The organism is Cellulomonas sp. P1_G12_2 (genome assembly GCF_056405535.1).
In genome coordinates, this window is the sequence record NZ_JBFUBX010000006.1 from 110,275 (window position 1) to 134,377 (window position 24,103).

At 72.8% G+C, this 24,103-nt stretch carries 24 protein-coding genes and 1 riboswitch; of the genes, 10 read left to right on the forward strand and 14 right to left on the reverse strand.

Translation table 11 applies throughout. The features are described from left to right. Positions 1-116, reverse strand: a riboswitch (TPP riboswitch). An 87-nt stretch (positions 117-203) separates the two neighbouring features. Further along, positions 204-491: a DUF4235 domain-containing protein gene (locus AC1DXT_RS17450; RefSeq protein ID WP_056087069.1), complete on the forward strand. Its 288-nt coding sequence runs from the start codon at positions 204-206 to the stop codon at positions 489-491. On the opposite strand, the gene AC1DXT_RS17455 is transcribed toward AC1DXT_RS17450, so the two are convergent. The 7 genes from AC1DXT_RS17455 to AC1DXT_RS17485 are packed head-to-tail and all read right to left on the reverse strand — an operon-like array spanning position 445 to position 8,414. Next, positions 445-1,941 carry a phytoene desaturase family protein gene (locus tag AC1DXT_RS17455; RefSeq protein WP_477062566.1) on the reverse strand — a complete coding sequence of 499 codons (1,497 nt, stop codon included), beginning with the start codon at positions 1,939-1,941 and terminating at the stop codon, positions 445-447. The genes AC1DXT_RS17450 and AC1DXT_RS17455 overlap by 47 nt on opposite strands. Before the next feature lie 16 nt (positions 1,942-1,957). Then, positions 1,958-2,359 (reverse strand): monovalent cation/H(+) antiporter subunit G, encoded by a 402-nt coding sequence (mnhG, locus tag AC1DXT_RS17460; RefSeq protein ID WP_477062567.1) that lies wholly within the window; start codon positions 2,357-2,359, stop codon positions 1,958-1,960. Continuing rightward, positions 2,356-2,766 carry an MrpF/PhaF family protein gene (locus AC1DXT_RS17465; protein ID WP_477062568.1) on the reverse strand — a complete coding sequence of 137 codons (411 nt, stop codon included), beginning with the start codon at positions 2,764-2,766 and terminating at the stop codon, positions 2,356-2,358. The genes mnhG and AC1DXT_RS17465 overlap by 4 nt, the downstream gene beginning before the upstream one ends. Next, positions 2,763-3,314, reverse strand: coding sequence for a Na+/H+ antiporter subunit E (locus tag AC1DXT_RS17470; protein WP_477062569.1), 552 nt, complete (start codon positions 3,312-3,314; stop codon positions 2,763-2,765). Before AC1DXT_RS17470 ends, AC1DXT_RS17465 begins: the two co-directional genes overlap by 4 nt. Further along, a complete protein-coding gene (locus AC1DXT_RS17475) occupies positions 3,311-4,855 on the reverse strand; it encodes a Na+/H+ antiporter subunit D (RefSeq protein WP_477062570.1) in 1,545 nt (514 codons plus the stop codon). The genes AC1DXT_RS17470 and AC1DXT_RS17475 overlap by 4 nt, the downstream gene beginning before the upstream one ends. After that, a complete protein-coding gene (locus AC1DXT_RS17480) occupies positions 4,852-5,331 on the reverse strand; it encodes a Na(+)/H(+) antiporter subunit C (RefSeq protein WP_477062571.1) in 480 nt (159 codons plus the stop codon). The genes AC1DXT_RS17475 and AC1DXT_RS17480 overlap by 4 nt, the downstream gene beginning before the upstream one ends. Before the next feature lie 5 nt (positions 5,332-5,336). After that, a complete protein-coding gene (locus AC1DXT_RS17485) occupies positions 5,337-8,414 on the reverse strand; it encodes a Na+/H+ antiporter subunit A (RefSeq protein ID WP_477062572.1) in 3,078 nt (1,025 codons plus the stop codon). Between the two features lie 209 nt (positions 8,415-8,623). On the opposite strand from AC1DXT_RS17485, the gene AC1DXT_RS17490 reads away from it, so the two are divergent. The 3 genes from AC1DXT_RS17490 (at position 8,624) to AC1DXT_RS17500 (ending at position 13,141) form a co-directional block, all read left to right on the forward strand. Continuing rightward, positions 8,624-10,711, forward strand: coding sequence for a (Fe-S)-binding protein (locus tag AC1DXT_RS17490; RefSeq protein WP_477062573.1), 2,088 nt, complete (start codon positions 8,624-8,626; stop codon positions 10,709-10,711). Continuing rightward, positions 10,708-11,151, forward strand: a complete 444-nt coding sequence (locus AC1DXT_RS17495; RefSeq protein ID WP_477062574.1) for a pyridoxamine 5'-phosphate oxidase family protein — start codon at positions 10,708-10,710, stop codon at positions 11,149-11,151. Before AC1DXT_RS17490 ends, AC1DXT_RS17495 begins: the two co-directional genes overlap by 4 nt. A 217-nt stretch (positions 11,152-11,368) precedes the next feature. Then, positions 11,369-13,141 (forward strand): ABC transporter ATP-binding protein, encoded by a 1,773-nt coding sequence (locus AC1DXT_RS17500; RefSeq protein ID WP_477062575.1) that lies wholly within the window; start codon positions 11,369-11,371, stop codon positions 13,139-13,141. Between the two features lie 18 nt (positions 13,142-13,159). Here AC1DXT_RS17500 and AC1DXT_RS17505 read toward each other — a convergent pair whose 3' ends face one another. The 4 genes from AC1DXT_RS17505 to AC1DXT_RS17520 all read right to left on the reverse strand — a co-directional run bounded on the left by AC1DXT_RS17505 (position 13,160) and on the right by AC1DXT_RS17520 (position 16,953). Continuing rightward, entirely contained in the window at positions 13,160-13,351 is a 192-nt protein-coding gene (locus AC1DXT_RS17505; protein WP_477062576.1) for a hypothetical protein, read from the reverse strand. Between the two features lie 124 nt (positions 13,352-13,475). After that, a complete protein-coding gene (locus tag AC1DXT_RS17510; RefSeq protein WP_477062577.1) occupies positions 13,476-14,741 on the reverse strand; it encodes a threonine/serine exporter family protein in 1,266 nt (421 codons plus the stop codon). 140 nt (positions 14,742-14,881) lie between these two features. Continuing rightward, positions 14,882-16,414, reverse strand: coding sequence for an HNH endonuclease signature motif containing protein (locus AC1DXT_RS17515; protein ID WP_477062578.1), 1,533 nt, complete (start codon positions 16,412-16,414; stop codon positions 14,882-14,884). Positions 16,415-16,539: 125 nt separating this feature from the next. After that, positions 16,540-16,953, reverse strand: a complete 414-nt coding sequence (locus AC1DXT_RS17520; RefSeq protein ID WP_477062579.1) for a MarR family winged helix-turn-helix transcriptional regulator — start codon at positions 16,951-16,953, stop codon at positions 16,540-16,542. Positions 16,954-17,105: 152 nt separating this feature from the next. On the opposite strand from AC1DXT_RS17520, the gene AC1DXT_RS17525 reads away from it, so the two are divergent. Genes AC1DXT_RS17525 through AC1DXT_RS17550 form a run of 6 tightly spaced genes read left to right on the forward strand, consistent with a single transcriptional unit; the run spans position 17,106 to position 21,981 of the window. Further along, a complete protein-coding gene (locus AC1DXT_RS17525; protein ID WP_477062623.1) occupies positions 17,106-19,001 on the forward strand; it encodes an ABC transporter ATP-binding protein in 1,896 nt (631 codons plus the stop codon). Continuing rightward, the gene (locus AC1DXT_RS17530) at positions 18,998-19,345 is read left to right on the forward strand and encodes a VOC family protein (protein WP_477062580.1); all 348 of its coding nucleotides are present in this window, start codon (positions 18,998-19,000) and stop codon (positions 19,343-19,345) included. Before AC1DXT_RS17525 ends, AC1DXT_RS17530 begins: the two co-directional genes overlap by 4 nt. A gap of 30 nt (positions 19,346-19,375) precedes the next feature. Next, positions 19,376-19,864: an RNA polymerase sigma factor gene (locus AC1DXT_RS17535; RefSeq protein WP_477062581.1), complete on the forward strand. Its 489-nt coding sequence runs from the start codon at positions 19,376-19,378 to the stop codon at positions 19,862-19,864. Beyond that, positions 19,861-20,502, forward strand: a complete 642-nt coding sequence (locus tag AC1DXT_RS17540; protein WP_477062582.1) for a hypothetical protein — start codon at positions 19,861-19,863, stop codon at positions 20,500-20,502. Before AC1DXT_RS17535 ends, AC1DXT_RS17540 begins: the two co-directional genes overlap by 4 nt. Positions 20,503-20,543: 41 nt before the next feature. After that, positions 20,544-21,161, forward strand: a complete 618-nt coding sequence (locus AC1DXT_RS17545; protein ID WP_477062583.1) for a DinB family protein — start codon at positions 20,544-20,546, stop codon at positions 21,159-21,161. 4 nt (positions 21,162-21,165) lie between these two features. Further along, entirely contained in the window at positions 21,166-21,981 is an 816-nt protein-coding gene (locus tag AC1DXT_RS17550) for an MBL fold metallo-hydrolase (protein WP_477062584.1), read from the forward strand. On the opposite strand, the gene AC1DXT_RS17555 is transcribed toward AC1DXT_RS17550, so the two are convergent. Genes AC1DXT_RS17555 through AC1DXT_RS17565 form a run of 3 tightly spaced genes read right to left on the reverse strand, consistent with a single transcriptional unit; the run spans position 21,974 to position 24,100 of the window. Beyond that, entirely contained in the window at positions 21,974-22,435 is a 462-nt protein-coding gene (locus AC1DXT_RS17555) for an NUDIX hydrolase (RefSeq protein WP_477062585.1), read from the reverse strand. The two genes, AC1DXT_RS17550 and AC1DXT_RS17555, sit on opposite strands and share 8 nt — an antisense overlap. After that, positions 22,432-22,947: an AAA family ATPase gene (locus AC1DXT_RS17560; protein ID WP_477062586.1), complete on the reverse strand. Its 516-nt coding sequence runs from the start codon at positions 22,945-22,947 to the stop codon at positions 22,432-22,434. Before AC1DXT_RS17560 ends, AC1DXT_RS17555 begins: the two co-directional genes overlap by 4 nt. A gap of 13 nt (positions 22,948-22,960) precedes the next feature. After that, positions 22,961-24,100 carry a hypothetical protein gene (locus tag AC1DXT_RS17565; protein WP_477062587.1) on the reverse strand — a complete coding sequence of 380 codons (1,140 nt, stop codon included), beginning with the start codon at positions 24,098-24,100 and terminating at the stop codon, positions 22,961-22,963. Positions 24,101-24,103 lie beyond the last annotated feature (3 nt).

Below are 24,103 nucleotides of genomic sequence, written 5' to 3' on the forward strand. Positions count from 1 at the left end.
GGACTGAGAAGCCCGACTCCCTACGCCGGTATCAACCGGATCAGGTTCGAGGGTCTGCGGTTCTCCGCACTCTCAGCGTCCAGACCGTTGGGTCCGACGCTCCCCTGTCGTTCGCCCGAGATCCTACGCCGTCTGGAGCAGCGCGAACGCTCGCGCCCGACTACGGTCGTGACCAGACCGTCACCCACCTCGGAGGCTCACTCGTGGACGACAAGCAGACCCAGTCCCTCGTCGCCAAGCTCATCGGCACCGGCGCGGCCCTGGCCGCCGCGTTCGTGGTCCAGCAGGTGCTCGCGCAGGCGTGGAAGGCCAAGACCGGTCACAAGCCGCCGAAGGCCGACGACCAGGGCGACGCCGGGCTCTCCGAGGTCGTCGCGGCCGCCGCGCTCACCGGCGCGCTCGTCGCGATGGCCCGCGTGCTGGCCACCCGCGGGACCGCCCGGTTCACCGCGCGCGTGGACTCGAAGCCGGACCTGAACCCGCTCGACTGAGCTCCGGTGCCACGCTCGGTAGCCGGGTGATCCCGAACTCCCGCAGCACCCGCTTCGCCGCGTACCAGCCGCCGAGGCCGTGCACGCCCGGCCCGGGCGGGGTCGACGCCGAGCACAGGTACACGCCGTCGCGGCCGGAGGAGTACGGGTCCCACCGCCGGGTCGGCCGCGCGAACAGCTGGCGGATGCTCGCGGCGCCCGCGGAGATGTCGCCGTCCACGTAGTTCTGGTTGTGCTCGCTCATCCGCGACGCCGGGGTGCACCGGGACGTGACGACGACGTCGCGGAACCCGGGCGCGTACCGCTCGATGTGCCGGGTCACCGCCTCGGTCACGTCCACGTCCGACCCCGCGGGCACGTGCGCGTAGGTCCACAGCGGGCGCCGACCGTCGACCAGCCGGGTCCCGTCCACCACGGTCGGGTCGCTGACCAGCGTCATCGGCAGGTCGGCGTGCTCGCCGTGGACGACCGCGCCCTCCGCCTGCGCCATCTCCGCCCGCGTGCCCCCCACGTGCACGGTCCCCGCCAGCCCGACCTCCGGCACCGTCCACGGCACCGGCCCGTCGAGGACGAAGTCCACCTTCGCGGCCGCGTTGCCGTACCGGAACGCCTCCAGCGCGGTCCTGGCCCGGGTGGGGAGCCGGTCGCCCAGCACGTCGACCAGCGTCCGCGGGGTGGTGTCGAAGACGTAGCAGTGCGCGGGTGGGAGGTCGGCGAACCGGCGCACCCGGTGGTCGGTGCGGATCGTGCCGTCGTGGGCCTCGAGGTCCTGGCGCAGCGCCGCGACGAGCGCGCCGGAGCCCCCGCGCGGGAGGGGCCAGCCGCCCGCGGCGTGCGCCAACGTGGCCAGCAGGAGCGCCGTGCCGGCGGCCGCGAACGACGGCAGCGGGCAGATCGCGTGGGCCGCGACGCCCGTGAGCAGCGCCGGGGCGACGTCGTCGACGAACCGCCGGTCCCACGCCCGCGTGCCCTGCTCGAGCACGCCGAGCCCGAAGCGCAGCGCGGCCCGCGGGTCGACCATCGGGACCGACCGCTTGTCCCCGAGCGCCACGCGCACCGCCGGGTCCGCGGCGCCGCCGACGAGCGACCGCCACGTCGGGCCGTCGACCCCGAGCGCCTCGACCGTGCGCTCCAGGTCCCGGAACGCGATCCCCGCACGGCCACCCGGCAGCGGCTGGGCGTACGACACCTCGGGCACCAGCAGCTCGACACCGCGCGCGGCCAGGTCGAACTCCTGGAAGAACGGCGACGCCCACGCCATCGGGTGCACCGCCGAGCAGACGTCGTGGGTGATCCCGTCGGCCAGCCCGAGGTCCAGCGTCCGCGCGCCCCCGCCGACGGTCGGCTCCGCCTCCAGGACCAGCACGCCCAGCCCCGCACGCGCCAGGGTGACCGCCGCGGCGAGCCCGTTGGGGCCCGAGCCGACGACCACCACGTCCCGTCGCATCATGCGTGCCTCCTGACCCTCAGTCTCCGGGGTCCTCGTCCTGCGCGCGACCATGGTCCCGCGCGCGCGCCAGCTCCTGGTCGCTGGTGAGCTCGTCGACCACCAGCAGGTCGCTGCGCACCTTGCCGGTCCGGTACCCCGCCCGGCCCACCATGTGCGCCGCCACGGGCGCGGTGAGCATCTGGAAAACCGCCACCAGGACCAGCGCCCAGACGGCTCCGCCCGACCGCAGCCGCAGCGCCAGGCCGATGAGCACGAGGATCAGCCCGAGCACCTGCGGCTTGGTGCCGGCGTGCATGCGGGCCAGCAGGTCGGGGAACCGCAGCACCCCGACGCCCGCCGCGAACGCGAGGAACGCGCCGCCGAGCAGGCACACCGCCGAGACCACGTCGGCGACCGTCGTCCACTGGTCGGTGGTCATCGGACCTCCCCCTCCGCGCCGCCGCCGTGGTGCTCGTCGGTCTCCTCGCGACGCCCGGACCGGCGGCTCTCCTCGGCGAAGTCCTCGCCGTCGATGCGCTCGGCCTCCTGCGCCGCGATCTCCTCGCGGGTGCGCACGCGGCCCTCACCCTCGGGCTCCACGGACGCGAACCGCGCGATGGTCACCGACCCCACGAACCCGACCAGCGACAGGACCACGAGGATCGGCACCACGTCCGCGCGACGGTTGACCGCCGCGTACAGCGCCACCGCGGCGATCATCGTGGTGACGAAGATGTCCAGCGCGATGGTCCGGTCGAGCATCGACGGACCCTTCTCGGCCCGGACCACGGCCAGGAACGCGCCGAGGGTGAGGAGCACCCCGCAGACCACGACGACGACGGTCATGAGTGCACCCCCAGGCCGGCCGCGTCGAGCTCCTCGTCGGACGCGAACGCCCGCATGACCCGCTCCTCCTGGTCCAGCACCGACTGCCGCGCCGCCTCGATGCCGCCGCTCTGCTGCACGTCGAGCACGTGCAGGTAGAGCATCCCGGTCAGGCGGTGCGCCTCGACCACCAGCGAGCCCGGCACCAGCGACGCCAGCTCCGCGGTGAGGGTGAGGTACAGGTCCGAGTGGCTGCGCAGCTGCACGCCGATCACCGCGCCGCGCGGCACGTACCGCGGCCGCAGCGCGATGAGGCTGACCTCGAACGACGCGCGGACCAGGTCGGCCGCGAAGCGCACGACGAGCCGCAGGACGCCGAGCGGTCGGAACCGGCCGTGGAAGTCGATCGGGGCCATCCGCAACCCGGTGGTGACCGCCAGCGCGATGACCAGCCCGGCCAGGATGTTGCCGATCGTGAGGTCGCCCCACAGGAAGACCCAGACCACGGTCAGCCAGACGATCGTGGCCCACTGGGTGCGCCAGCGGTGCCGACGCGGGTGCAGGCTCACGGGCCCACCTCCGCCACGTCGTCGGACACGCCCTGGCCGCGCTCGCCGTCGGGCAGCACGGCGTCGACGTACGGGCTCTGCTCGGCGAGGTCCACCGCGGCGCGCTCGGTGTAGGCGTACAGCGGGCCGGCGGCGACGGTGAGCAGCAGCCCGACACCCACCAGCGCGGCCGTGGGCGCGACCATCCCGAACGGCAGGCGCACCGGCGGGCGGGGCTCGGACGGGGTCTGCCAGAACGCCTTGTTCCACGCCTTCACCAGCGCGTAGAGCGTGAGCAGGGACGTCACCACGCTGCCGGCGACCAGGACGTACGCCAGCGGCGTCCCCACTTGTACACCGGCTTCGAGCAGGCCGACCTTGCCGAGGAACCCGGACAGCGGCGGGATGCCCGCCAGGTTCATGGCGGGCACGAAGAACAGGATCGCCAGCACGGGCGTGAGCTTGGCCAGCCCACCCAGCTTGGTCAGGGACGTCGAGCCGCCCGCGCGTTCCACCAGGCCCACCACCAGGAACAGCGCGGTCTGGACGGTGATGTGGTGCGCGACGTAGTAGATGGCGGCGGTGTAGCCCAGGTCGGTGGCCAGCGCGATGCCGAACACCATGAAGCCGATGTGGCTGACCAGCGTGAACGACAGGAGTCGCTTGATGTCGTCCTGCGCCACCGCGCCGAGGATGCCGATCACCATCGTCGCCAACGCCGCCCACAGCAGGGCGTCGTCCAGCCGGCCGTCGGGGAACAGCAGGGTCTGCGCGCGGATGATCGCGTAGACGCCGACCTTGGTCAGCAGGCCCGCGAACACCGCCGTGACCGGCGCGGGGGCGGTCGGGTAGGAGTCGGGCAGCCACGCGGACAGCGGGAAGATCGCCGCCTTGATGGCGAACGCGAGCAGGAGCAGCACCTGGAGCACCAGCCGGACGCCGGGGTCGATCTCGGGCAGCCGGAGCGCCAGCTGCGCCAGGTTCACGGTGCCGGTGGCGGCGTAGATCATCGCGATCGCCACCAGGAACAGCACGGAGCTGAGCAGCGCCACGACGATGTAGATGGTCCCCGCCCGGATGCGCTCGCCGGTACCGCCCAGCGTGATGAGCACGTAGCTGGCGGCCAGCAGGATCTCGAACCCGACGTAGAGGTTGAACAGGTCGCCGGACAGGAACGCGTTGGCCACGCCCGCCGTCAGGACGAGGTACGTCGGGTGGTAGATGGAGACGGGCGCGGACTCCTCGTCGTCCTCGCCACCCTGCGCCAGCGAGTACAGGAGCACGCAGAGCGTGACCGCGCTGGAGATGGTGAGCATGAGCGCGGACAGCCGGTCCGCCACCAGGTCGATGCCCACCGGTGCGGCCCAGCCGCCGACGTCGACCACCAGGGGGGCGCCGTCGGCGAGGACGAGGAGCGTCACGCTGACGACCAGCACGAGGCTCAGCGCGGTCACGGACACGAGCCGCTGGACGTTCGGGCGGCGGTAGAGCGCGAGCGCGAGCCCCGCCGCGGACAGCGGGATGACGACCGGCAGCGGGACGATCCACGAGAGGTCGCTCATGCGTGCACCTCTCGCGCCGGCGCGCCCTCGTCGGTCTCGTCGCGGGCCTCGGCGGCCTCCTCGTCCAGCGTCTCCGCGGCGACCTCGGTGTCCGCGTCGGTGACGGCCCGCTCGTCCGTGGCGGCGAGCCGGGCGATGCGGCGGTCCTCGACGTCGTCCTGCACCTCGTCGTGCCGGTGCAGCTGCCAGGAGCGGTACGCCATGGCCAGCAGGAACGCGGTCATGCCGAGCGTGATCACGATGGCGGTGAGCACCATGGCCTGCGGCAGGGGGTCGCTCATCTGCCCCTCGGGCGTCGCACCCACGATCGGCGGCCGACCGGCGGCGCCGCCCGCCACCAGGAACAGCAGGTTGGCGCCGTTGCCGATGAGGATGACGCCGATGAGCACCCGCGACAGGCTCCGCTCCAGCATCAGGTAGACCCCCGCGGCGAACAGCACGCCGATGGTGACGACCAGCACGATGTTCGGGCTCATGTCGATCACGGCACGCCTCCGTCCCAGCCGGCGGGCTTGGCGCCCGCGGCCACTCGCTCGGGCAGGTCCGGGTCGCCCGGCACGGGGTCCTCGCCCGTCTCCGCGCGGCGGTCGATCTCCGCCCCGAGGCTGCGCAGGATGTCGAGCACCAGGCCGACGACCACCAGGTACACGCCGACGTCGAAGAACAGCGAGGTGACCAGGTGGAGGTCGCCGATCACCGGCAGGTGGATGTCGATGATCCAGGACTGCAGCACCTCGCCCCCGGCCAGCAGGGCGAGCAGCCCGACGCCGGCCGACAGGAACAGCCCGAGGCCGAGCAGCAGACCGGGCTGCACCGGCGCGGCCTCGCCCAGCTCGTACCGGCCGCCGGCGAGGTACCGGACGATGAGCGCGATGCCGGTCACCAGCCCCGCCGCGAACCCGCCACCGGGTGCGTTGTGGCCGCTGAACAGCAGGTACACCGAGTAGACGATCATCGTGTGGAAGAGCAGCCGGACGACGACCTCGAACACCACGGAGCGTCGCTGCGGCGCCAGCGTCCGGCCGGCCTGCAGCCACTCGCGGCCGCGGGACGCGCTCGACGGCACCGCGGACTCGTCGCGGTCGGCCACCATCCCCCCGGCGTCGACCGCGGCCGAGTCGCCCCCGGGCCGGCGCAGCGCCGCCATGGGGTCAGCGCTCCCGCCCCAGACGGAGCGGTCGGTGCGAGCCTCGTCGGCCCGGTAGATCGCCCCGCCGCGGCGGGAGAGGAAGACGAGCGACGCGACACCCGTGGCGGCCACCAGCAGGACCGAGATCTCGCCCATGGTGTCCCACGCGCGGATATCGACCAGCGTGACGTTGACGATGTTCTTGCCGCCGCCGAAGGTGACGGCCTCCTCCGCGAAGTCCTTGGAGACCGGGAGGTGGATCCGCGCACCGGGCGCGACGAGCGCGATCCCCGCCACCGTCAGCCCGACCGCGACGCCCAGGGCCAGCCGCACCCACCGGCTGGCGGCGAGCGGCCGGTCGGAGAAGTACGGGGGGAGCCTGCGCAGGACCAGGACGAAGACCACGAGCGTGACCGTCTCCACGAGCACCTGCGTGAGGGCCAGGTCCGGGGCACCGTGCAGCAGGTACAGGCCGGCCACCGAGTACCCGCCGATGCCCAGCAGGATGACCGCCTTGAGCCGCCGCCGTGCGCGCGTGACCAGCAGCGCGGACACGATGGTGCCGGCCGCGAACACCACCTGCGCGGGGTTGTCCCAGACCGTGAACTGCGACGGGAACACCGTGCTGCCCAGCGCCGTGCCACCGACCGCCACGACGAACACGACGAGGATCAGACCGAGGTACAGGGGCAACGAACCGCGCTGGGTGACTGCGGTGACGTCGGCCGCCACGTCGTCGAGCCGCCGCATGAACCGCCGGTACACGCGGTCGGCCTCGGGTCCGTGGTACGCCGCTGTCTGCCAGCGCTCGACGCGGTCGCGCACCAGGAACAGCAGCGCTCCGGCCAGCAGGATCCCGAGCGTGAGGACGAACGTCGGCGTGAGCCCGGCCCAGAGCACCAGGTGCCCGGGCTCGCCCTCGGGGTAGGTGGCCGCGTACGGCTCCAGCAGGTGCTCGCCCAGCTGCGGCAGCAGCGCGACGGCCAGGCCGAGGACCGCGAGGATCATCGCTGGCCACACCAGCAGCAGCGACGGGTGCGTGATGCGGGCCGGCTCCGCCTCGTCGTGCGCGGCCTCGTGGATCGACGTCCCGGGCTCCGTGGACTCGCTGACCGCCTCCGGGACCACGGCCGGCTTGGTGGAGAACGCGCCCCACCACAGCCGCAGCCCGTACGCGACCGTGAGGACCGACCCGACGGCCACCGCGACCAGCACGATCGTCCCGACCGGTGCGTCGAGGTGCCCGACCGCCTCGAGCCCGGCCTCCTTGGCCACGTAGCCCGCGAACGGGGGCAGCCCGATCATCGAGGCTGTGGCCAGGGCGCCCGCGAGCGCGGTCAGCTTGAGCTCGCGGCCGACCCCCGAGAGCCGCCGCAGGTCACGCGTACCGGTGGCGGCGTCGACCACGCCGACCACCAGGAACAGCGCCGCCTTGAACATCGCGTGCGCGCCGAGCATCGCCAGCCCCGCGAGGGCGGTCGCCCGCGTGCCCAGCCCCACCAGGAGCACGATGAGGCCCAGCTGGCTGACCGTGCCGAACGCGAGGATGAGCTTGAGGTCGTGCTGGCGCAGCGCGCGGTAGCCGCCGAGCAGGAGCGTGCTGCAGCCGAGGACCACGATGATCCACTGCCACACCGGGGTCGTGGAGTACGCCGGCGCGAACCGGGCGACCAGGTACACACCGGCCTTCACCATCGCCGCGGCGTGCAGGTACGCGCTCACGGGCGTCGGGGCGGCCATGGCGGCGGGCAGCCAGAAGTGGAACGGGACCAGCGCGGACTTGGTGACCGCACCGGCCAGCAGGCAGACGATCGCGACGGTCACCGCGGTGGTGCCCTGCGGCGGGTCGGCGATCACCTCGGACAGCCGGTAGGTGCCGGCCGCCTCGCCCAGCAGGACGACACCGACGAGCATGGCCAGCCCGCCCGCGGTGGTGATGACGATGGCCTGCATGGCTGCCCGGCGGCTCGCCTTGCGGTCGGCGTAGTGCCCGATGAGCACGTACGACGTCACCGTCGTCAGCTCCCAGAACACGAACATCAGCAGCATGTCGTCGGACGTGACCAGGCCGAGCATCGAGCCCGAGAACGCGACGAAGACGCCGCCGAACCTGCCCAGCCCGGAGGCGCTGGACTTGAAGTACGCCGCGCAGTAGACGAGCACGAGGGCACCGACACCGCCGACCACCAGGGTCATCAGCCACGACAGCGTGTCCAGCCGGAACGTGAGCTCGAGCCCGAGCGTGGGGATCCACTCGACCTGCTCGACCGGTCCGTTGCCGGCCTGCACCCGCGACGTCCACGTCAGCGCCCAGACCGCCGCGGACGCGGGTGCGAGGGCAAGGACCCAGAACGCCTTGCGGCCCATCCAGTGCAGCAGAGCGGGCGCGACGACGGCTGCGGCCAGGTGAACGGCGAGCAGCAGCAGCACGTCCGGCTCCGTCCTGTAGGGGCGGGTGGTCGGTCGGTCGTCGAGTTCTTGGTGTGAGGCGCAGGTACGGGCACGCGTCGGAAGCCATGGCTAGCGCCCCCGCGATGCACTGAAGATTTGGTCAAGACTCTACCAACCGGATTCCCATGCCACTTCCCACGGGTGGTCGGTCCCACGGTCGACGGGCCCGACGCCGCTAGCGTGGCGGCGTGAATGCGCTGCAGGTGGTGTGCCTGGTCCTGGTGATCGTCGCGACCGTCGTCGGGGTCGCGGTGTTCGCGCGCGGGATCGGCGCGATCGTGCGGACCGTGCGGATCGGTGGGCCCGTCTCCGGTCGCTGGACCCCCGTGGGACCGCGGCTGGCGACCCTGACGCGCGAGGTGCTGGGGCACGGGCGGTTCCAGCACAAGCCGGTGGTCAAGGTGGCGCACTGGGTGGTGATGGTCTCGTTCCCGGTGCTGTTCCTCACACTGGTCACCGGGTACGGGCAGGTGGTCGATCCGGGCTTCGCCCTGCCGCTGATCGGGCACTTCGCGCCGCTGGAGTGGGCGATCGAGGCGATCGCGTGGGCGTCGCTGCTCGGGATCCTGGCCCTGATCGTGCTGCGGATCCGGCTGGGCTCCCGCCGCAAGGACTCGCGGTTCTTCGGGTCGAACCAGGCGCAGGCGTTCTTCGTCGAGGCGACGGTGCTGGCCGTCGTGCTGGCGGTGCTGGTGCTGCGCGGGCTTGAGTACGCGCTGGGCGGCGGGGAGGCGTGGCACTTCCCGCTGACCGCGTGGTTCGGGTCGGCGTGGGCCGGTCTGCCGACGGCGACGCTGGAGAACGCGATCGTCGTCGTCGCGACCATCAAGATCGCCGTGTCGATGTCCTGGTTCGTCGTCGTCGGCCTGCAGCCCACGATGGGCGTCGCGTGGCACCGGTTCCTCGCGATCGTCAACGTGTACGCGCGCCGCGAGCCCGCCGGCGGACCCGCGCTCGGTGCGCTGCAGCCGATCCGGATCGACGGAGCACCGGTCGACCTGTCCGCGCTGGAGGACCTTCCCGACGACGCCCGCCTCGGCGTCGGCGCCATCGAGGACTTCACCTGGAAGGGCCTGCTCGACTTCTCCACCTGCACCGAGTGCGGTCGCTGCCAGGACCAGTGCCCGGCGTGGGCGACGGGAAAGCCGCTCAGCCCCAAGCTCGTCACGCTGGCGCTGCGGGACCACGCGGCGGCCACGGCTCCCTACCTGCAGGCCGGCTCCGCTTCTCATCAGGGGCTCGACCTCCTCGGCACGGGAGTCATCGACCCCGACGCCCTCTGGGCCTGCACCATGTGCGGCGCGTGCGTGCAGCAGTGCCCGGTCGACATCGAGCACGTGGACGCGATCGTCGACATGCGGCGCTACCAGGTGCTCATGGAGTCGGCGTTCCCGAAGGAGCTGGGCGGCACGTTCAGCAAGCTGGAGCGGCAGGGCAACCCGTGGGGCCTCCCGGCGCGCAACCGCCTCGCCTGGGCGAAGGGGCTGGAGTTCGAGGTGCCGGTGGTCGGGGTCGACGTGGAGTCGGCGGTCGAGGTCGAGTACCTGTTCTGGGTGGGCTGCGCCGGCGCGTACGAGGACCGGGCGATCCGGACGACCAAGGCCGTCGCCGAGCTGTTGCACACGGCCGGAGTCAGCTTCGCGGTGCTGGGGGACGGCGAGTCCTGCACGGGTGACCCGGCACGACGGGCGGGCAACGAGCTGCTGTTCCAGATGCTCGCGAGCGCCAACGTCGAGACGCTCAACGAGGTCGGCGCGCAGCGGATCGTCGTGACCTGCGCGCACTGCTTCAACACGATCGCCCGCGAGTACCCCCAGCTGGGCGGCCGCTACGAGGTGGTCCACCACACCGAGCTGCTGAACACCCTGGTCGCCGACGGCCGGCTGACCCCGCTGCCGTCGACCGACGAGCGCACCGTGACCTACCACGACCCCTGCTACCTCGGCCGGCACAACCAGGTCTACGCGCCCCCGCGCGAGCTGCTCGGCGCGATCCCCGGCGTCCAGCTGGCCGAGATGCCGCGCAACCGCGAGCAGGCGTTCTGCTGCGGGGGCGGCGGTGCGCGCGTGTGGATGGAGGAGTCTCTGGGGACCCGCATCGGCACCGCCCGGGCCGAGGAGGCCATCGCCACGGGTGCGTCCATCGTCGCCACCGCCTGCCCGTTCTGCACGGTGATGCTCTCCGACGGCGTCGCCGCCTCGGACCAGACCGTCGGCGTCCCGGAGGTCACCGACATCGCCCTGCTGCTCCTCGACCGCGTGAAGGAGGCACCGTGATCGGCCCCCGCAGCACCGAGCAGCGCCGCAAGGACGCGCTCTACCGGCTCGGCCACGACATCGACGCCTGGGTCGCGACGACCGACACCGACACCGGCGCACCCCGCCTGACCCCGCTGTCCTTCCTGTGGCACGACGAGACGCTGCTGCTCGCCACGTCCGCGTTCGGCGCCACCGGCCGGAACCTCGCGGCCAACCCGTCCGTGCAGGTCGGCATCGGGCAGACCCGGGACGTGGTCCTGGTGCAGGGGACCGTCGAGGTCGTGCCGACCGTGCCGGAGCCGCTCGGGGACGCGTTCGCGACGAAGACCGGCTTCGACCCCCGCACGATCGCGACCGCCTTCCCGTACTTCCGGCTCACCCCGCGCACGATCCAGGTGTGGCGCGAGGAGGACGAGCTGGCCGGGCGCTGGGTGATGCGCGACGGGGTCTGGCGCTAGTCACGGGCTCACGCTCACGCTCACGCTCACGCTCACGTGAAGACTTTGCTCCGCTGGGTGCGACGAAGTCTTCACACGAGCGCGGCTGCTACCTCGGCGCATTCAGCGGCCGCCAGAGGTCATGGCGCCCTCGGGGTTGCCCCACGCGTCGAATCGATGCGATCTCACCTCGGAAGGCGCTATCCCCCGAGCGGTCGCGGATGTCACGATGGAACCCGTGACAGCCGGCCCCCACCCGCACCTCGCCGTGATCGACATCGACGGCAACCACCCGGTCCGGTCCGTCGTCCGGCTGCTCGGCGCACACCGCCGCCGGGTCCTGACCGCCGTCGCGTTCTTCACCATGAAGGACATCCCGCTCTGGCTCATGCCGGTGATCACCGGCAAGGTCATCGACGTCGTCGTCGCGGGCGGCCCGACCAGCGAGCTGTGGCTGTGGGCGGCCGTCGCGGTCGCCGCGCTGCTGCAGAACTACCCCAACCACGTGCAGTGGACCAAGCTCTTCATGGGCGCCGTCCGGCAGATCGGCGCCGACCTGCGCAACGGCCTGACCGCCCGGTTGCAGAGCCTCTCGATCGGTTTCCACTCGCGGGTCAGCGCCTCGATCGTGCAGACGAAGGTGGTCCGCGACGTCGAGAACGTCGAGGTGATGCTCCAGCAGATCGCCCACCCGCTGCTGTCCGCGACCATGGTGATGCTCGGCGCGATCGTGATGACCGCGCTGGCCGTCCCCGAGTTCCTGCCGGTCTACGCGCTGACCATCCCGCTCGCCGTCCTGCTGCGGTTCGTCCTGGCGCGCCGGTCGCGCGAGCGCAACGAGTCGTTCCGCCGGGAGGTCGAGCACTTCTCCGCCCGCGTCGGCGAGATGGCCACGCTCATGCCGATCACCCGTGCGCACGGCCTGGAGGCCACCGCCGAGGAGCGCGTCGCCGTCGGCGCCGAGGGTGTGCGGTCCGCCGGCTACCGGCTCGACGTGCTCAACGGGCGGTTCGCGTCGCTGAGCTGGGTGAGCCTGCAGCTGCTCGGCGTCCTGTGCCTCGTGCTCGCCGCCTGGGTCTCGATCACCGGGTTCCTCACCATCACCCCCGGGCAGGTGGTGCTGCTCAGCTCGTACTTCGCGCTCATCACCGGCTCGGTGACCAACCTGCTCATGCTCCTGCCCGTCGGCGCCAAGGGCCTCGAGTCCGTCCGGTCCATCGCGGAGGTCATGCAGGAGCCCGACCTCGAGGAGAACGCCGGCAAGCGCCGCGTCGACCACGTGGACGGCCGGCTGACCCTCGAGCACGTGCACTTCCGGTACCCCGACGCCGACACCGACGCGCTCGACGGCGTCGACCTCGACATCGAGGCCGGGCAGACCGTCGCGTTCGTGGGCCCGTCCGGGTCCGGCAAGTCGACCGTGCTCAACCTGGCGCTCGGCTTCCTGCGCCCCACCGGCGGGCGGCTGCTGCTCGACGGCGTCGACACCGCCCACCTCGACCTGCGCTCCGTCCGCCGGCACGTGTCCGTCGTGCCGCAGGAGTCGGTGCTGTTCGAGGGCTCCATCCGAGACAACGTGGCCTACGGCATGCCGAGGGCGACCGACGCGCGCGTCCGGCAGGCGCTCGTCGACGCCAACGCCGCGGAGATCGTCGACGCCCTCCCCGACGGCTGGGACACCGTGGTGGGTGAGCGCGGCGCGCGGCTGTCCGGCGGCCAGCGCCAACGGATCGCCATCGCCCGCGCCCTGGTCCGCGACCCCCGCATCCTGCTGCTCGACGAGGCCACGTCCGCCCTCGACCCGGAGTCGGAGGCCGCCGTCAAGGAGGCCCTCGCGCGGCTGATGCGCGGGCGGACCACGCTCGTCGTCGCACATCGCCTGTCGACGATCCGCTCCGCCGACCGGATCGTGGTCCTCGACGACGCCCGCGTGGTGGAGGTCGGCACCCACGACGACCTGCTCGCCGCCGACGGTCGCTACGCCCGGTTGCAGCGCGCGCAGCAGGTCTGACCGCTCAGCGGCGGGTGGTCACCGGTCGCACCCGCACACGAGGTTCTGCTCCAGCACCTGCTCGCCCTCCTCGGGCCGCGCCCACGCCTCCGCCTCCGCGCGGTTGGCGAACGACCGACCGGCGAGCCGACCGTTCGCGAGGAGCACCACGACCTCGACCTCGTCGCGCGGGTCCACCCAGTCGACGTCGACCGCGGGTCCTGTCGTCACGTGCACCCTCCTCGATCCGGCTCTCTCTCACCTCAACCACAGGCGGCCAAGGCTTGTTTCGATGAGGCCCGGGGCGACTCCACGGAGGTGAGACGCGGTCGATGGCTCGCCGGTCTCCGCCGGCTCAGCGCTCGTACGCCCAGGTGCGGTCGGTGAGCATGCGCGCGATCGCCAACCCGATCGCCAGCGCGGCCACCACCAGCGCGGCCTGCACCCCGTACGACAAGGCCTCCGCCGTCTCGCCGTTGGAGATGTGGAAGACCGCCCGGTAGGCCAGCACGCCCGGCACCATGATCGTCACGGCCGGGACGTAGACCGTGATCCGGGGGACGTCGAGCCGCGGCGCGATGACGGCCGCGAGCAGCCCGACCACCAGCGCGGCGATCGCGGCGGCGGCCTGCGGCGGGACGGTGCCCTCGACCAGCGCGAGCCGCAGCACGTTGGCGACCATGCCGACGCCTGCCGCGGCGAGCGCGATCCGCCACGGGCTGTTGAACATGAGCGCGAAGCCGAGCACACCCAGGAAGCTGGCGACGAACCTCAAGGTCAGCAGGAGACCGGCGTCCAGGTCGGCCGGGGTGGGCGGATCGGGGGTGAGCCCGACGACCAGCGACAACGCCCAGACCGCGAGCGCCGCGGACGTCAGGATCATCAGCGCGTACGTGAGCCGCGCGACCCCCGCCGAGAAGTCCAGCTTCGCCAGGTCGAGGAAGCCGGTGACCAGCGGGAACCCCGGGATCAGGAACAGCACGGCGGACACGTACCCGGCGTCGTGACCCGAACCGGTGACACCGGTCACCTGCAGCAGCCCGACGAAAGCGATGTAACCGAAGCACGCGAGGGTCGCGCAGAGCATGGTGACGCCGAACTGATTGAACCCGCGGTGGAGCAGCGTGCGGCGGAGCGCCTGACCGAGGAACGCCCCGACGAACACGCCGAGCACCTCGACGACCCCGCCGCTGTTCAGGAACGAGAAGGCGGCGCAGGCGATCGCGGCCCACAGCGCGTTGAGCACGACCGGGTAGAGCGGAGGCTTGCCGGCGATCCGATCCAGCTCGGCGTTGACCTCTTCCACCGTCGCACGACCGGCTGTCTCCAGCCGTCCCGCGAGGTGCTCCAGGCTCGTCAGCCGGTCGACGTTGACGCCGATCGTGCGGACCTCGATGACCTCCGTCCGGAAGCTCGGCCCCCGGTGCGACGTCGTCGTGATCTCCGTGAGCGTCACGTGCGCCTCGTGCCGGTCGATGCCCAGCGCACGGGCCACCCGGGCCATCGAGGCCTTGACCCGGTACGAGCCCGTCCCGGCCGACAGGCTCAGTCGACCGACCCGCAGCACGGCGCCGGAGCGACGGATCAGCTCGAGCTCGGCGTCGTCCGGCGCGGTGGGCATGAACCCATGATGGTGTGCCGACGCGGCCACCGGTGGGTCGATCGTCCCGCGGGTCGCCAGGCGCGAGAACCCCGCGGCCGCACGAGGTCGATCGGTCGTCGCGCGGTCGCCCGGTGCGCGATGGCCACTGGGTGTGCGCGTCACTCGCGCCGAACCGCGTCCGGCGCGTTGACGGTGCGGCCGTCCGGTCGTCGGCGAAACGTGTAGCGCATCGGCGAGAACACGGGCCCCGTGTCGGGCGGCCTGCCCGACGACCTCTGTCGACGGACGTGGCCGGGCGGCTTGGCGTGACGCTCGATCGTCAGATCGAGCCGGTGCACCTCGTGGTGGTGGTAGTCGCACAGGAGCACGCCGTTCTCGATCGACGTCGAGCCTCCGTCGCGGTCCCACCACCGGATGTGGTGGACCTGCGCCCACCGAGCCGACGTGTGGCACCCGTTCCACGCGCACTGCCGGTCCCGCGCGACGACCGCCCTCCGGTGCACCCCCGCGAAGGTCCGCTTGGTCCGCCCGAGGTCGAGCGGCACCCCCTCGGCGCTCATGACGATCCGCGTGATCTCGCAGTCGCACAATGCCTGTGCCAGCTCCGACATGGCGACTGGCGTGCCGTCCTCCAGCGTCGCGGGCACCACAGGCACCCACGACGTGGCGTCATCCGGGGTCTCGGCTCGATCCACGAGGCCGGCTCCGTCCACGAGCCCGGCATCGTCCACGAGCCCGGCATCGTCCACGAGTCCGGCATCGTCGACGAGTCCGGAACGAGCCCCGAGCCCGGCGCCAGCCGCTTCCCGCCGGCGGTGGTGCTCACGCAGGGCGGAGAACGTCTCCGCGGGCACGATCAGCGACACGTGCGCCCTGCTAGCCGCTCCGGGCGCAGCACTACCGGTGCCGCCATCGTCCCCGACTCGTCCCGGCTCCCACCCCGCGCACGCGCGGCGGGCCACTGCCACCAGGGCGTCGGCGTTCGCCTGCGCCGGGGACCGCGTCTCGTCCGGCGCCTGGCCGGCGGAGTCGAGCGCCGCCTGCAGCGCCTCGCCGGCCACCCGGTCGAGAAACCCCTTCAGGTACGTCCCCCGCGCCTGGTGCGAGAGCACCAACGACCGCTCGCGCCGGGCCGCCTCGTGCGACTCCTCCAGCGCCTGCGGGTCCCGTGCGGCCGCCAGCTGAGCGATCGACCGTGCGAAGTCCGGCACCGACTGCCGCTCCGCCATCGAGACGACGGTCGCCTGCAGCTCAGCCGACCGCAGCGCCTGCGCGACCTCCGGGGACGCGGTCGCGGCGACACGGGCCAGGACGTCGAGGTGACCGAGCGGGACACGCCCCTCGCCGACCGCGTCCGCCACCGCCGGCATCGACACCAGCGCATCCGCCTGCCGGACCTCCCGGGTCGCCTCCGCGGTACCCGTGCGGGTCAGCCGCGCCCGGGCCGCCTCGAACGAGCGATCCCCGGGTCGCTGCGACGTCCCCGCGTCCCGCTCGGCCACGAGCAGACGCGCGCGTGCCCGGGACAGCTGCGCGGCTACGAGATCGAGAGAGCTCAGGGCTGCCGACCGCTCGGAGCCGGACCAGTCCGCACACTCGGCGACCCGCTCGACCAGCGCCGACGCCGACGCACGCAGGTCGGCGAGGGGCTCGGCAGCCCGTGTCGCCTCCGCGTGCATTGCTTCGAACATGCGTACGACTCTACGCGAACCGGACATCGGAAACAACCTCTGACCTGCACAAACATATCCACAGCCGCGCTCGCCGGGCCGCCCACAAGCGCACGCCTGTGGACGAAGGGGGGGAAGGCGACGCCCTAGTCCCCCACCACCCGCAGCAGCCGCAGCAGCTCCGCCTGGTCCTCCGGCGACAACCGCCCCAGCCGCTCCGCCGCCCCCTCGTGCCGCTGCGCAGAGATGGCCGTCAGCAACGAGCGCCCCGCCGGCGTGAGCTCCAGCAGCGTCGCGCGCCGGTCGGTCGGGTCGGGCAGTCGCCGGACCAGCCCGTCCGCCTCGGCGGCATCCACCTTCGACGTCACCGACCGCGGCGCCACGTCGAGCGACGCCGCCAGCTCGCCCAGCCGGCACGGCCCGTCGCACCGCTCCAGCGTGCGCAGCATCCGCAGCTGTCCGGGCGTCGTGCCCTGCACCTCGAGCTGGGCAGCGGTATCCCGCCGCACCCCACGGAGCACGCCGTGGAGGAGCTCGAGCAGCTCACCGGACTCGTTCACGGGCAGAGACTATCTCAAGTTGTGAACCAGACACATAGTGAGTTAACCTCAGCATCGAGCGGCCCACGAGGCCGCGCTCCCCGGAATGAGCCGACGCAACAACCAGTTCCGGCAAGGGGACGCACCAGAACCGAGGAGGTGGGCCCGTGTCCATGACCGGCAGCCCCAACATGCGCAGCTTCGCCAAGGACCGCACCGTCGCGGACCACAAGCTGACCCGCGACACCCTGCGGCGGATCCTCCAGTTCGCGCGCCCCTACAAGGCCAAGCTCGCGGTCTTCGTCGGCCTCATCGCCCTCGAGGCGGCGGCCGGCGCCGTCACGCCCCTGCTGTTCAAGTACCTCATCGACGACGGCATCACGGCCGGCAACACCCGGGTCGTCGTCGTCATCGCGGCCGTCGTCGCGGTCCTCGCGATCGTGAGCGCCGGCCTGTCCGTCGCCGACCGCTGGGTGTCGTCGCAGGTGGGCGAGGGCCTGATCCTCGACCTGCGCACCGCGGTGTTCGACCACGTGCAGCGCATGCCGCTCGCGTTCTTCAGCCGCGCCAAGACCGGTGCGCTGGTGCAGCGGCTCAACGGCGACGTGCTCGGCGCGCAGCAGGCGTTCACCTCCACCCTCCAGAACGTGGTGAGCAACTCGCTCACCATCGTCTTCGTGCTCGCAGCCATGCTCAGCATGTCCTGGCAGCTGACCCTGCTGAGCCTCGTCCTGCTGCCGGCGTTCGTCTTCCCCGCCCGCTGGTTCGGCAAGAAGATCGCGGCGATCACCCGGGAGAGCTACGCCCTCAACGCCGACGCCGCGCAGATCATGAACGAGCGGTTCAACGTCGCCGGCGCCCACCTGGTGAAGATCTTCGGCGACCCGGAGCGCGAGTCGCGGAACTACGCCGAGCAGGTGGGCCGCGTCCGGGACATCGGCGTCACGCGCGCCCTGTACTCCACCTGGTTCCGCGTCGGCCTGACCACGCTGGCCAGCGTCGCGGTGGCGATCGTCTACGGCCTCGGCGGCGTCATGGCGATCCAGGGCCAGCTGACCGTCGGCGTCGTCGTCGCCCTGACCGCCTACCTCGGCCGCCTCTACGGGCCGCTCACCGCGATGTCGAACGTCCAGGTGGACGTCATGACCGCGCTGGTCAGCTTCGAGCGCGTGCTCGAGGTCCTCGACCTGGAGCCGACGGTGACCGAGAAGCCCGACGCGGTCGACCTGCGCGCCCGGAAGGCGGTGCACGGCGCGACCGTCGAGCTCGACGCGGTCGACTTCCGCTACCCGGGGGCCGACGAGGTCTCGCTGGCCTCCCTGGAGTCCGTCGCGACCCTGCGCACCGAGCCGATCGACGACACCCTGCGCGACGTCAGCTTCACCGTCCCCGCCGGCCACATGGTCGCGCTCGTCGGCCACTCCGGTGCCGGCAAGACGACGATCTCCCAGCTGGTCACCCGCATGTACGACCCGACGCGCGGCGCCGTCCGGATCGCCGGCACCGACCTGCGGGACGTCACGCACGAGTCCCTGCGCGCCACGGTGGGCGTGGTCAGCCAGGAGGCGCACCTGTTCCACGACTCGATCGCGGAGAACCTGCGCTACGCCCGCCCGGAGGCCACCGACGCGGACATCGAGCGCGCGCTGCAGCAGGCCCACATCGCGGACCTCGTCGCGACCCTGCCCGACGGCATCCACACCGTGGTCGGCGACCGCGGCTACCGCCTCTCCGGCGGGGAGCGCCAGCGGCTCGCCATCGCCCGCATGCTGCTCAAGGCGCCCGACGTCGTCATCCTCGACGAGGCCACCGCACACCTGGACTCCGGCTCGGAGGCCGCCGTGCAGGCGGCGCTCGACGAGGCCCTGTCCGGCCGCACGAGCATCGTCATCGCCCACCGCCTCTCGACCGTGCGGCAGGCCGACTCGATCGTGGTCCTCGACCACGGCCGGGTGATCGACCAGGGCACGCACGCCGAGCTGCTGGCCCGCGGCGGCGTGTACGCGGAGCTGTACCGGACGCAGTTCGCCAGCACCGAAGGAGCAGCGCCCGCTACCGTCGCCGCATGATCGGACGCATCGACGAGGTCGTCTTCGACTGCGCGGACCCGGGGTCGCTCGCGCGCTTCTGGGCCGACGTCCTGGGCGGCACCCCGCAGGCTCGCGACGACGCGTGGCACTACGTCGATCCGCCCGGCTGGACCCGGATCGCGTTCCAGCGGGTGCCCGAGGGCAAGGCGGTGAAGAACCGCCTGCACCTCGACGTCGAGGTCGCCGACATCGCGGAGGCCACCGAGCAGGCCGAGGCGCTGGGCGCGACGAGGTTCGGCACGATCCACGTCGACACCGCCGGCTCGTTCCAGGTGCTGCTCGACCCGGAGGGCAACGAGTGGTGCGTGGTGAAGCCCGCGTAAGGTCCGGGCCGCGAGCGGACATCTAGGGGTGTGAACGTCATCGGGACCGCCGACCCCCGCGTCGAGGCGGAGTTCGCCGCGCTCTACCGGGCGACGTACGGCCGCATCGTGCGCTTCGCGGCGCGCAGGATCGGGCCTGCGGACGCCGAGGACGTCGCCGCGGACGTGTTCCGCATCGCCTGGACCCGCACGTGCGACGGGGTCGACGTCACCACGGGCTGGCTGTTCGTCACCGCGGAGAACGTCGTGCGCAACCACCACCGCTCCGCGGTGCGCGCCCAGCGGCTGCAGTCGGCGGTGGCGCAGACGCACCACGACCCTGCCCCCGACGACGACGTCCTCGACGCGCTCGACCGCCTCGACGACGCCACCCGCAGCCTCCTGATGCTCCGCTACTGGGACGAGCTCAGCGGCGCCGAGCTCGCGCAGGTCCTCGGCATCTCCACGTCGGCGGTCTGGGTGCGCCTGCACCGAGCCCGTCGCGCATTCCGCAGCACGTACGGGAAGGACCCGTCATGACGACCACCCGCACCTTGCTCCACGCCGCCAACCCCGTCCCCGAGGTTCGCGACGCGCCGCTGACCCCCCGAGCCCGCGCCGAGCTGCGGGCCCTGGTGCCGGACCATGAGCTCGTCCCCTCCGGCCGCCGGGGCGGGATCCGGCTCGCCGTGGCGCTCCTGGCCACCGCCGTCGTCGTCCTCGGGATCGCGGTCGTCGTCCCGCTGCTCCGCGACGCCCCGGGCTCGTCGTCCGTGGCCGACTACCCGCACTACGCCACCACCGCCGAGCTCGAGGGCGTCGCGGACCTCATCGTCCGCGGCACCTTCACCGCGATCACCCCGGACGACTCCGCGGGCTACCCGCGCGCGATCGCGACCGTCGACGTCACCGCCTCCGCGAAAGGGCCGGTCGAGCCCGGGACCACCCTCGAGATCGCCTACACGAGCGCCGGCGCCGGCGAACGGACCGACCTCGAGGTGGGCGGCGAGTACGTCCTCCTGCTCGACGACCTCGCCGACCTGGAGGGCGACTGGCCACCCACACCCGTCAACGCGTCCCAGGGTTTCTACACGGTCGTCGACGGGCGGGCTGTACCGGGCCCCGACAACACGGTCCCCCTCGCCCCGGAGACCCTGGCGGCCCTCGGCCTGTCGTGAATCCCCTTGCGACCTGCGGGATCGAAGACCACTGTCGTCCCGTGACCATCCCCGCACGCCTCGCCCCGCTGCTCGCCGAGTACGACTTCGCCAGCGAGCGCCTCCTGCACCGCCTCACCGGACCGACCGTGGACAGCGGCGACGGTCTCCAGGTGGAGGTCCCGCCGCTCACCGACGCCGAGCTCCTCTGGGAACCGGTCCCGGGCGCCTGGACGATCCGCCGGCAGTCGGACGGACCCGGAGGCCTGGGCGCGACCCGGCTGGTCGGATCGGGCGAGTGGGGTCACGACGGCGGCCGCCCGCACCCCTGGCCGCCGCCGGTCACGTCGATCGGCTGGCGGATCAACCACGTGACCAAGACGCTGGCCGGCCGCGCGGACCACACCGACGGCACGCACACCCACACGGAGCAGGCAGACGAGCCGCAGGGCACCGCCACCGGCGCGATCGAGCACCTGACCGCGGCCCTCGCGGCGTGGCGCGCGACGCTCGTGGGGGCCGACGACGCCGCCCTCGACATGATCGGCTACAGCACGTACCCGAACGGGTCCGACGCCGAGGACGCCTTCCTCGACGTCGTCTGGTGGACCAACCAGGAGGTCGTCCACCACGGCGCCGAGATCGCCCTCCTGCGCGACCTGTACCTGCGACTAGCGTGATCGCATGAGCTTCTGGATCTGCGAGACGTGCGCGGTCGAGAGTGCCGAGCCGACCGCGGTGTGTGCCATCTGCGCAGACGAGCGCCAGTGGGTCCCCGCGTCCGGGCAGCGCTGGATCACCCTCCAGGACCTCCGCGAGCTGGGCTACCGCAGCCAGCTCGCCGAGCTCGAGAAGGACCTGTACGCGGTGACCAGCACGCCCGGGGCCGGCATCGCGCAGCAGTCCAAGCTGCTCCGCACGCCCGAGGGCAGCCTCCTGTGGGACCCGGTCGGCTTCTTCGACGAGGAGGTCGTCGCCCGGATCCTGCGCCTCGGGCCCGTCCGGGCGATCGCGGCGAGCCACCCGCACATGTTCGGCGTCCAGGTGGAGTGGAGCCGCGCTCTCGGCGGCCCGCCGGTGCTCGTGGCCGAGGCGGACGCGGGGTGGGTCGCCCGCCCCGACCCGGTCATCGAGACCTGGTCGGGCGAGCGCGAGATCCTGCCCGGCGTGACGCTCTCGCAGCCCGGTGGCCACTTCCCCGGCAGCGCGATCGTGCACTGGGCGGCCGGCGCGGGCGGCAGGGGCGTGGTGCTCAGCGGCGACACGGTCTTCGCCAACCCGGACCGGAAGTCGGTCGCGTTCATGCGCAGCTACCCGAACCACCTGCCGCTGTCCGGCGCCGTCGCGCGCCGGGTCGCCGACCACCTCGACGGCCTGGAGTTCGACCGCCTCTACGGCAACTTCGCCAACGTGATCGCGTCCGACGCCAAGGCGGTCGTCCGCCGCTCCGCGGAGCGCCACATCGGCTGGGTGAACGGCGACTTCGACCACCTCACGTGAGCAGCTCCTCGAGCCGGTCCACGAACGCCGCCTGAGCCTTCACCACCAGCCGCCGCGCCTCGTCGGGCGAGAACCACCCCGCCCGGTCGAGCTCGGGCACCAGCAGCGTCTTCCCCGACCGCGGCGGCCACGCGATCTCGACGAGGTTGCTGGCGATCGCGGACGCGTCCAGGTCCCCCTCGAGCGCCCACGCGGTCACCACCTTGCCGCCGCTCTGCTTCACGTCCCCGAGCGGGAGGGGGTCCGACGAGGGCGCCGGCGCCCCGAGCTCCTCCGCGAACTCCCGCAGCGCGGTCTCGAACGGGTCCTCGCCGGGCGAGGGCTCCCCCTTCGGGATCGTCCACGCGCCCTCGTCCTTGCGCGCCCAGAACGGTCCGCCCATGTGCCCGAGCAGCACCTCGAGCCCGGCAGTGCGCCGGAACAGCAGGATCCCGGCGCTCGTCCGGGGCGTCACAGCGACAGCCCCGCGAGGATCGCGTCGACAGTCTCCGCCGGCGTCTGGTCCGACGTGTCGAGCCAGAGCCCGATCCGCGGCGTCCCGTCACGCAGCCCGGCGTCGAGGTCCTCGACGGTCCACTCGCCGTACCCGGTCTTGCCTCGGCCGGCCTCGCGCGCTGCCACGGTCGACGGCGACGGCGCCAGCACGACCACCTGCGGCGCGTTCCGGAACATCGCCACCCACGAGGGCAGGTCGTCCCCGAGCGCGATGTCCTGGACGACTGCCGTGAATCCCGCGTCCGCGTACTCGTCGGCCACCATCGCCGACAGGCGGTACCGGAGTCGAAGCTGCGCCAGGGACTCCACCGACAGGTCGACCCCGACCTCCGCGCGTCCCGAGACGACCATCCGTCGGAACAGGTCGCCCCGCACGTGCGCGGACCGCGGCAGCCGCTCGGCCAGCAGCTGCGCCACGGTCGACTTCCCGGCGGCCATGATCCCGGTGACCAGGACCACGGTGCCGGTCACGTGCCCGCCACGGTCAGACGTCCTCGGGGTCGACCAGGAAGTCGGCCTCGTCGGCGATCTCCCCGCCGATCGCCCCGTGCACCGCCCGCGCCACCGCCTGCACCAGCGGGGCGGCCCGGGAGCGCGCCACGCGGTGCTCGAACGACGGCCGCTCGGCCTCGAGCTCCTCGATGAACGGCGGCTCCCAGTGCACGCGGTACGCCACGATGCCGTTCCGGGTCCACGGCAGGTCGCGCATCAGCGGCGGCAGGGTGGTCTCGACGCCCGCCTCCACGGAGAGCATCCCGTCGTGCCCAAGGTCGACGAGCACCCCGAACGCCTCGGGCACGGGTGGCACGGCCAGCATCAGCTCGTCGAACGCCGAGGCCTCGTCCATCAGGCGCTGCCGCTCGGCCTCGTCCTCGACCCCGTACCGCTGGAGCGCGGCGGACAGCCCGCGCCCACCGGCCTCGGCGACCCAGCCGGGCCGTCCGGTGGCGTCGCGCCCGACCCCGGGCAGCGGTCCGTCCCACGTCCCGGTCGCCTCGCTCAGCCGCGCCCGCGCCTGCACGGACTGGACCACGGCGAGCGCCTCGGCGGGCTCCAGCCAGGAGTCGGACAGGACGGTCAGGTCGATCGCGCTGTCCACGTCGGGCGTGAGGATCGTGCCGTGCTCCCCGATCCGCACGGAGCCGCCCAGCCGCCGAGCCGCGGCCACGAGCCACTGCAGGACGCGTTCCTCCTCGCGGATCGGCATGCCCTCGGGGAACGCGCGCTTGAGCCCGTCGCGGTCGCCACCGGGGTACGGCTTCTCGCCGCGCTCCCGCGGCGCCACCAGCACGTAGGCGAGCGTGGACGTGGTCGGCAGGCCGAGGCTGACCGCGTCCTCGGCCTCGACGCGGTACGGACCGGTCAGGGTGGACAGCCGGGCCAGCCGGAGCGTGCGGGCGGKGGTGGTCGACGACCCGACGGCGCGGATGCCGAGCGCCGCGGTCATCGGGCCCATGATCCCGCGGGGCTGCGGGACGACGTCCGCCTCCTCCCAGTGCGCCTGGGCGAAGCGGCTGATCGCCAGCACCTCGACCTCGTCGGCGCCCACGTCCTCCGGGAGCCCGAGGAGGTGGCGGCTGCGCAGCTCGGGGTCAGCGGCCTGGATGCGAGGCGGGCTCGCCATGGC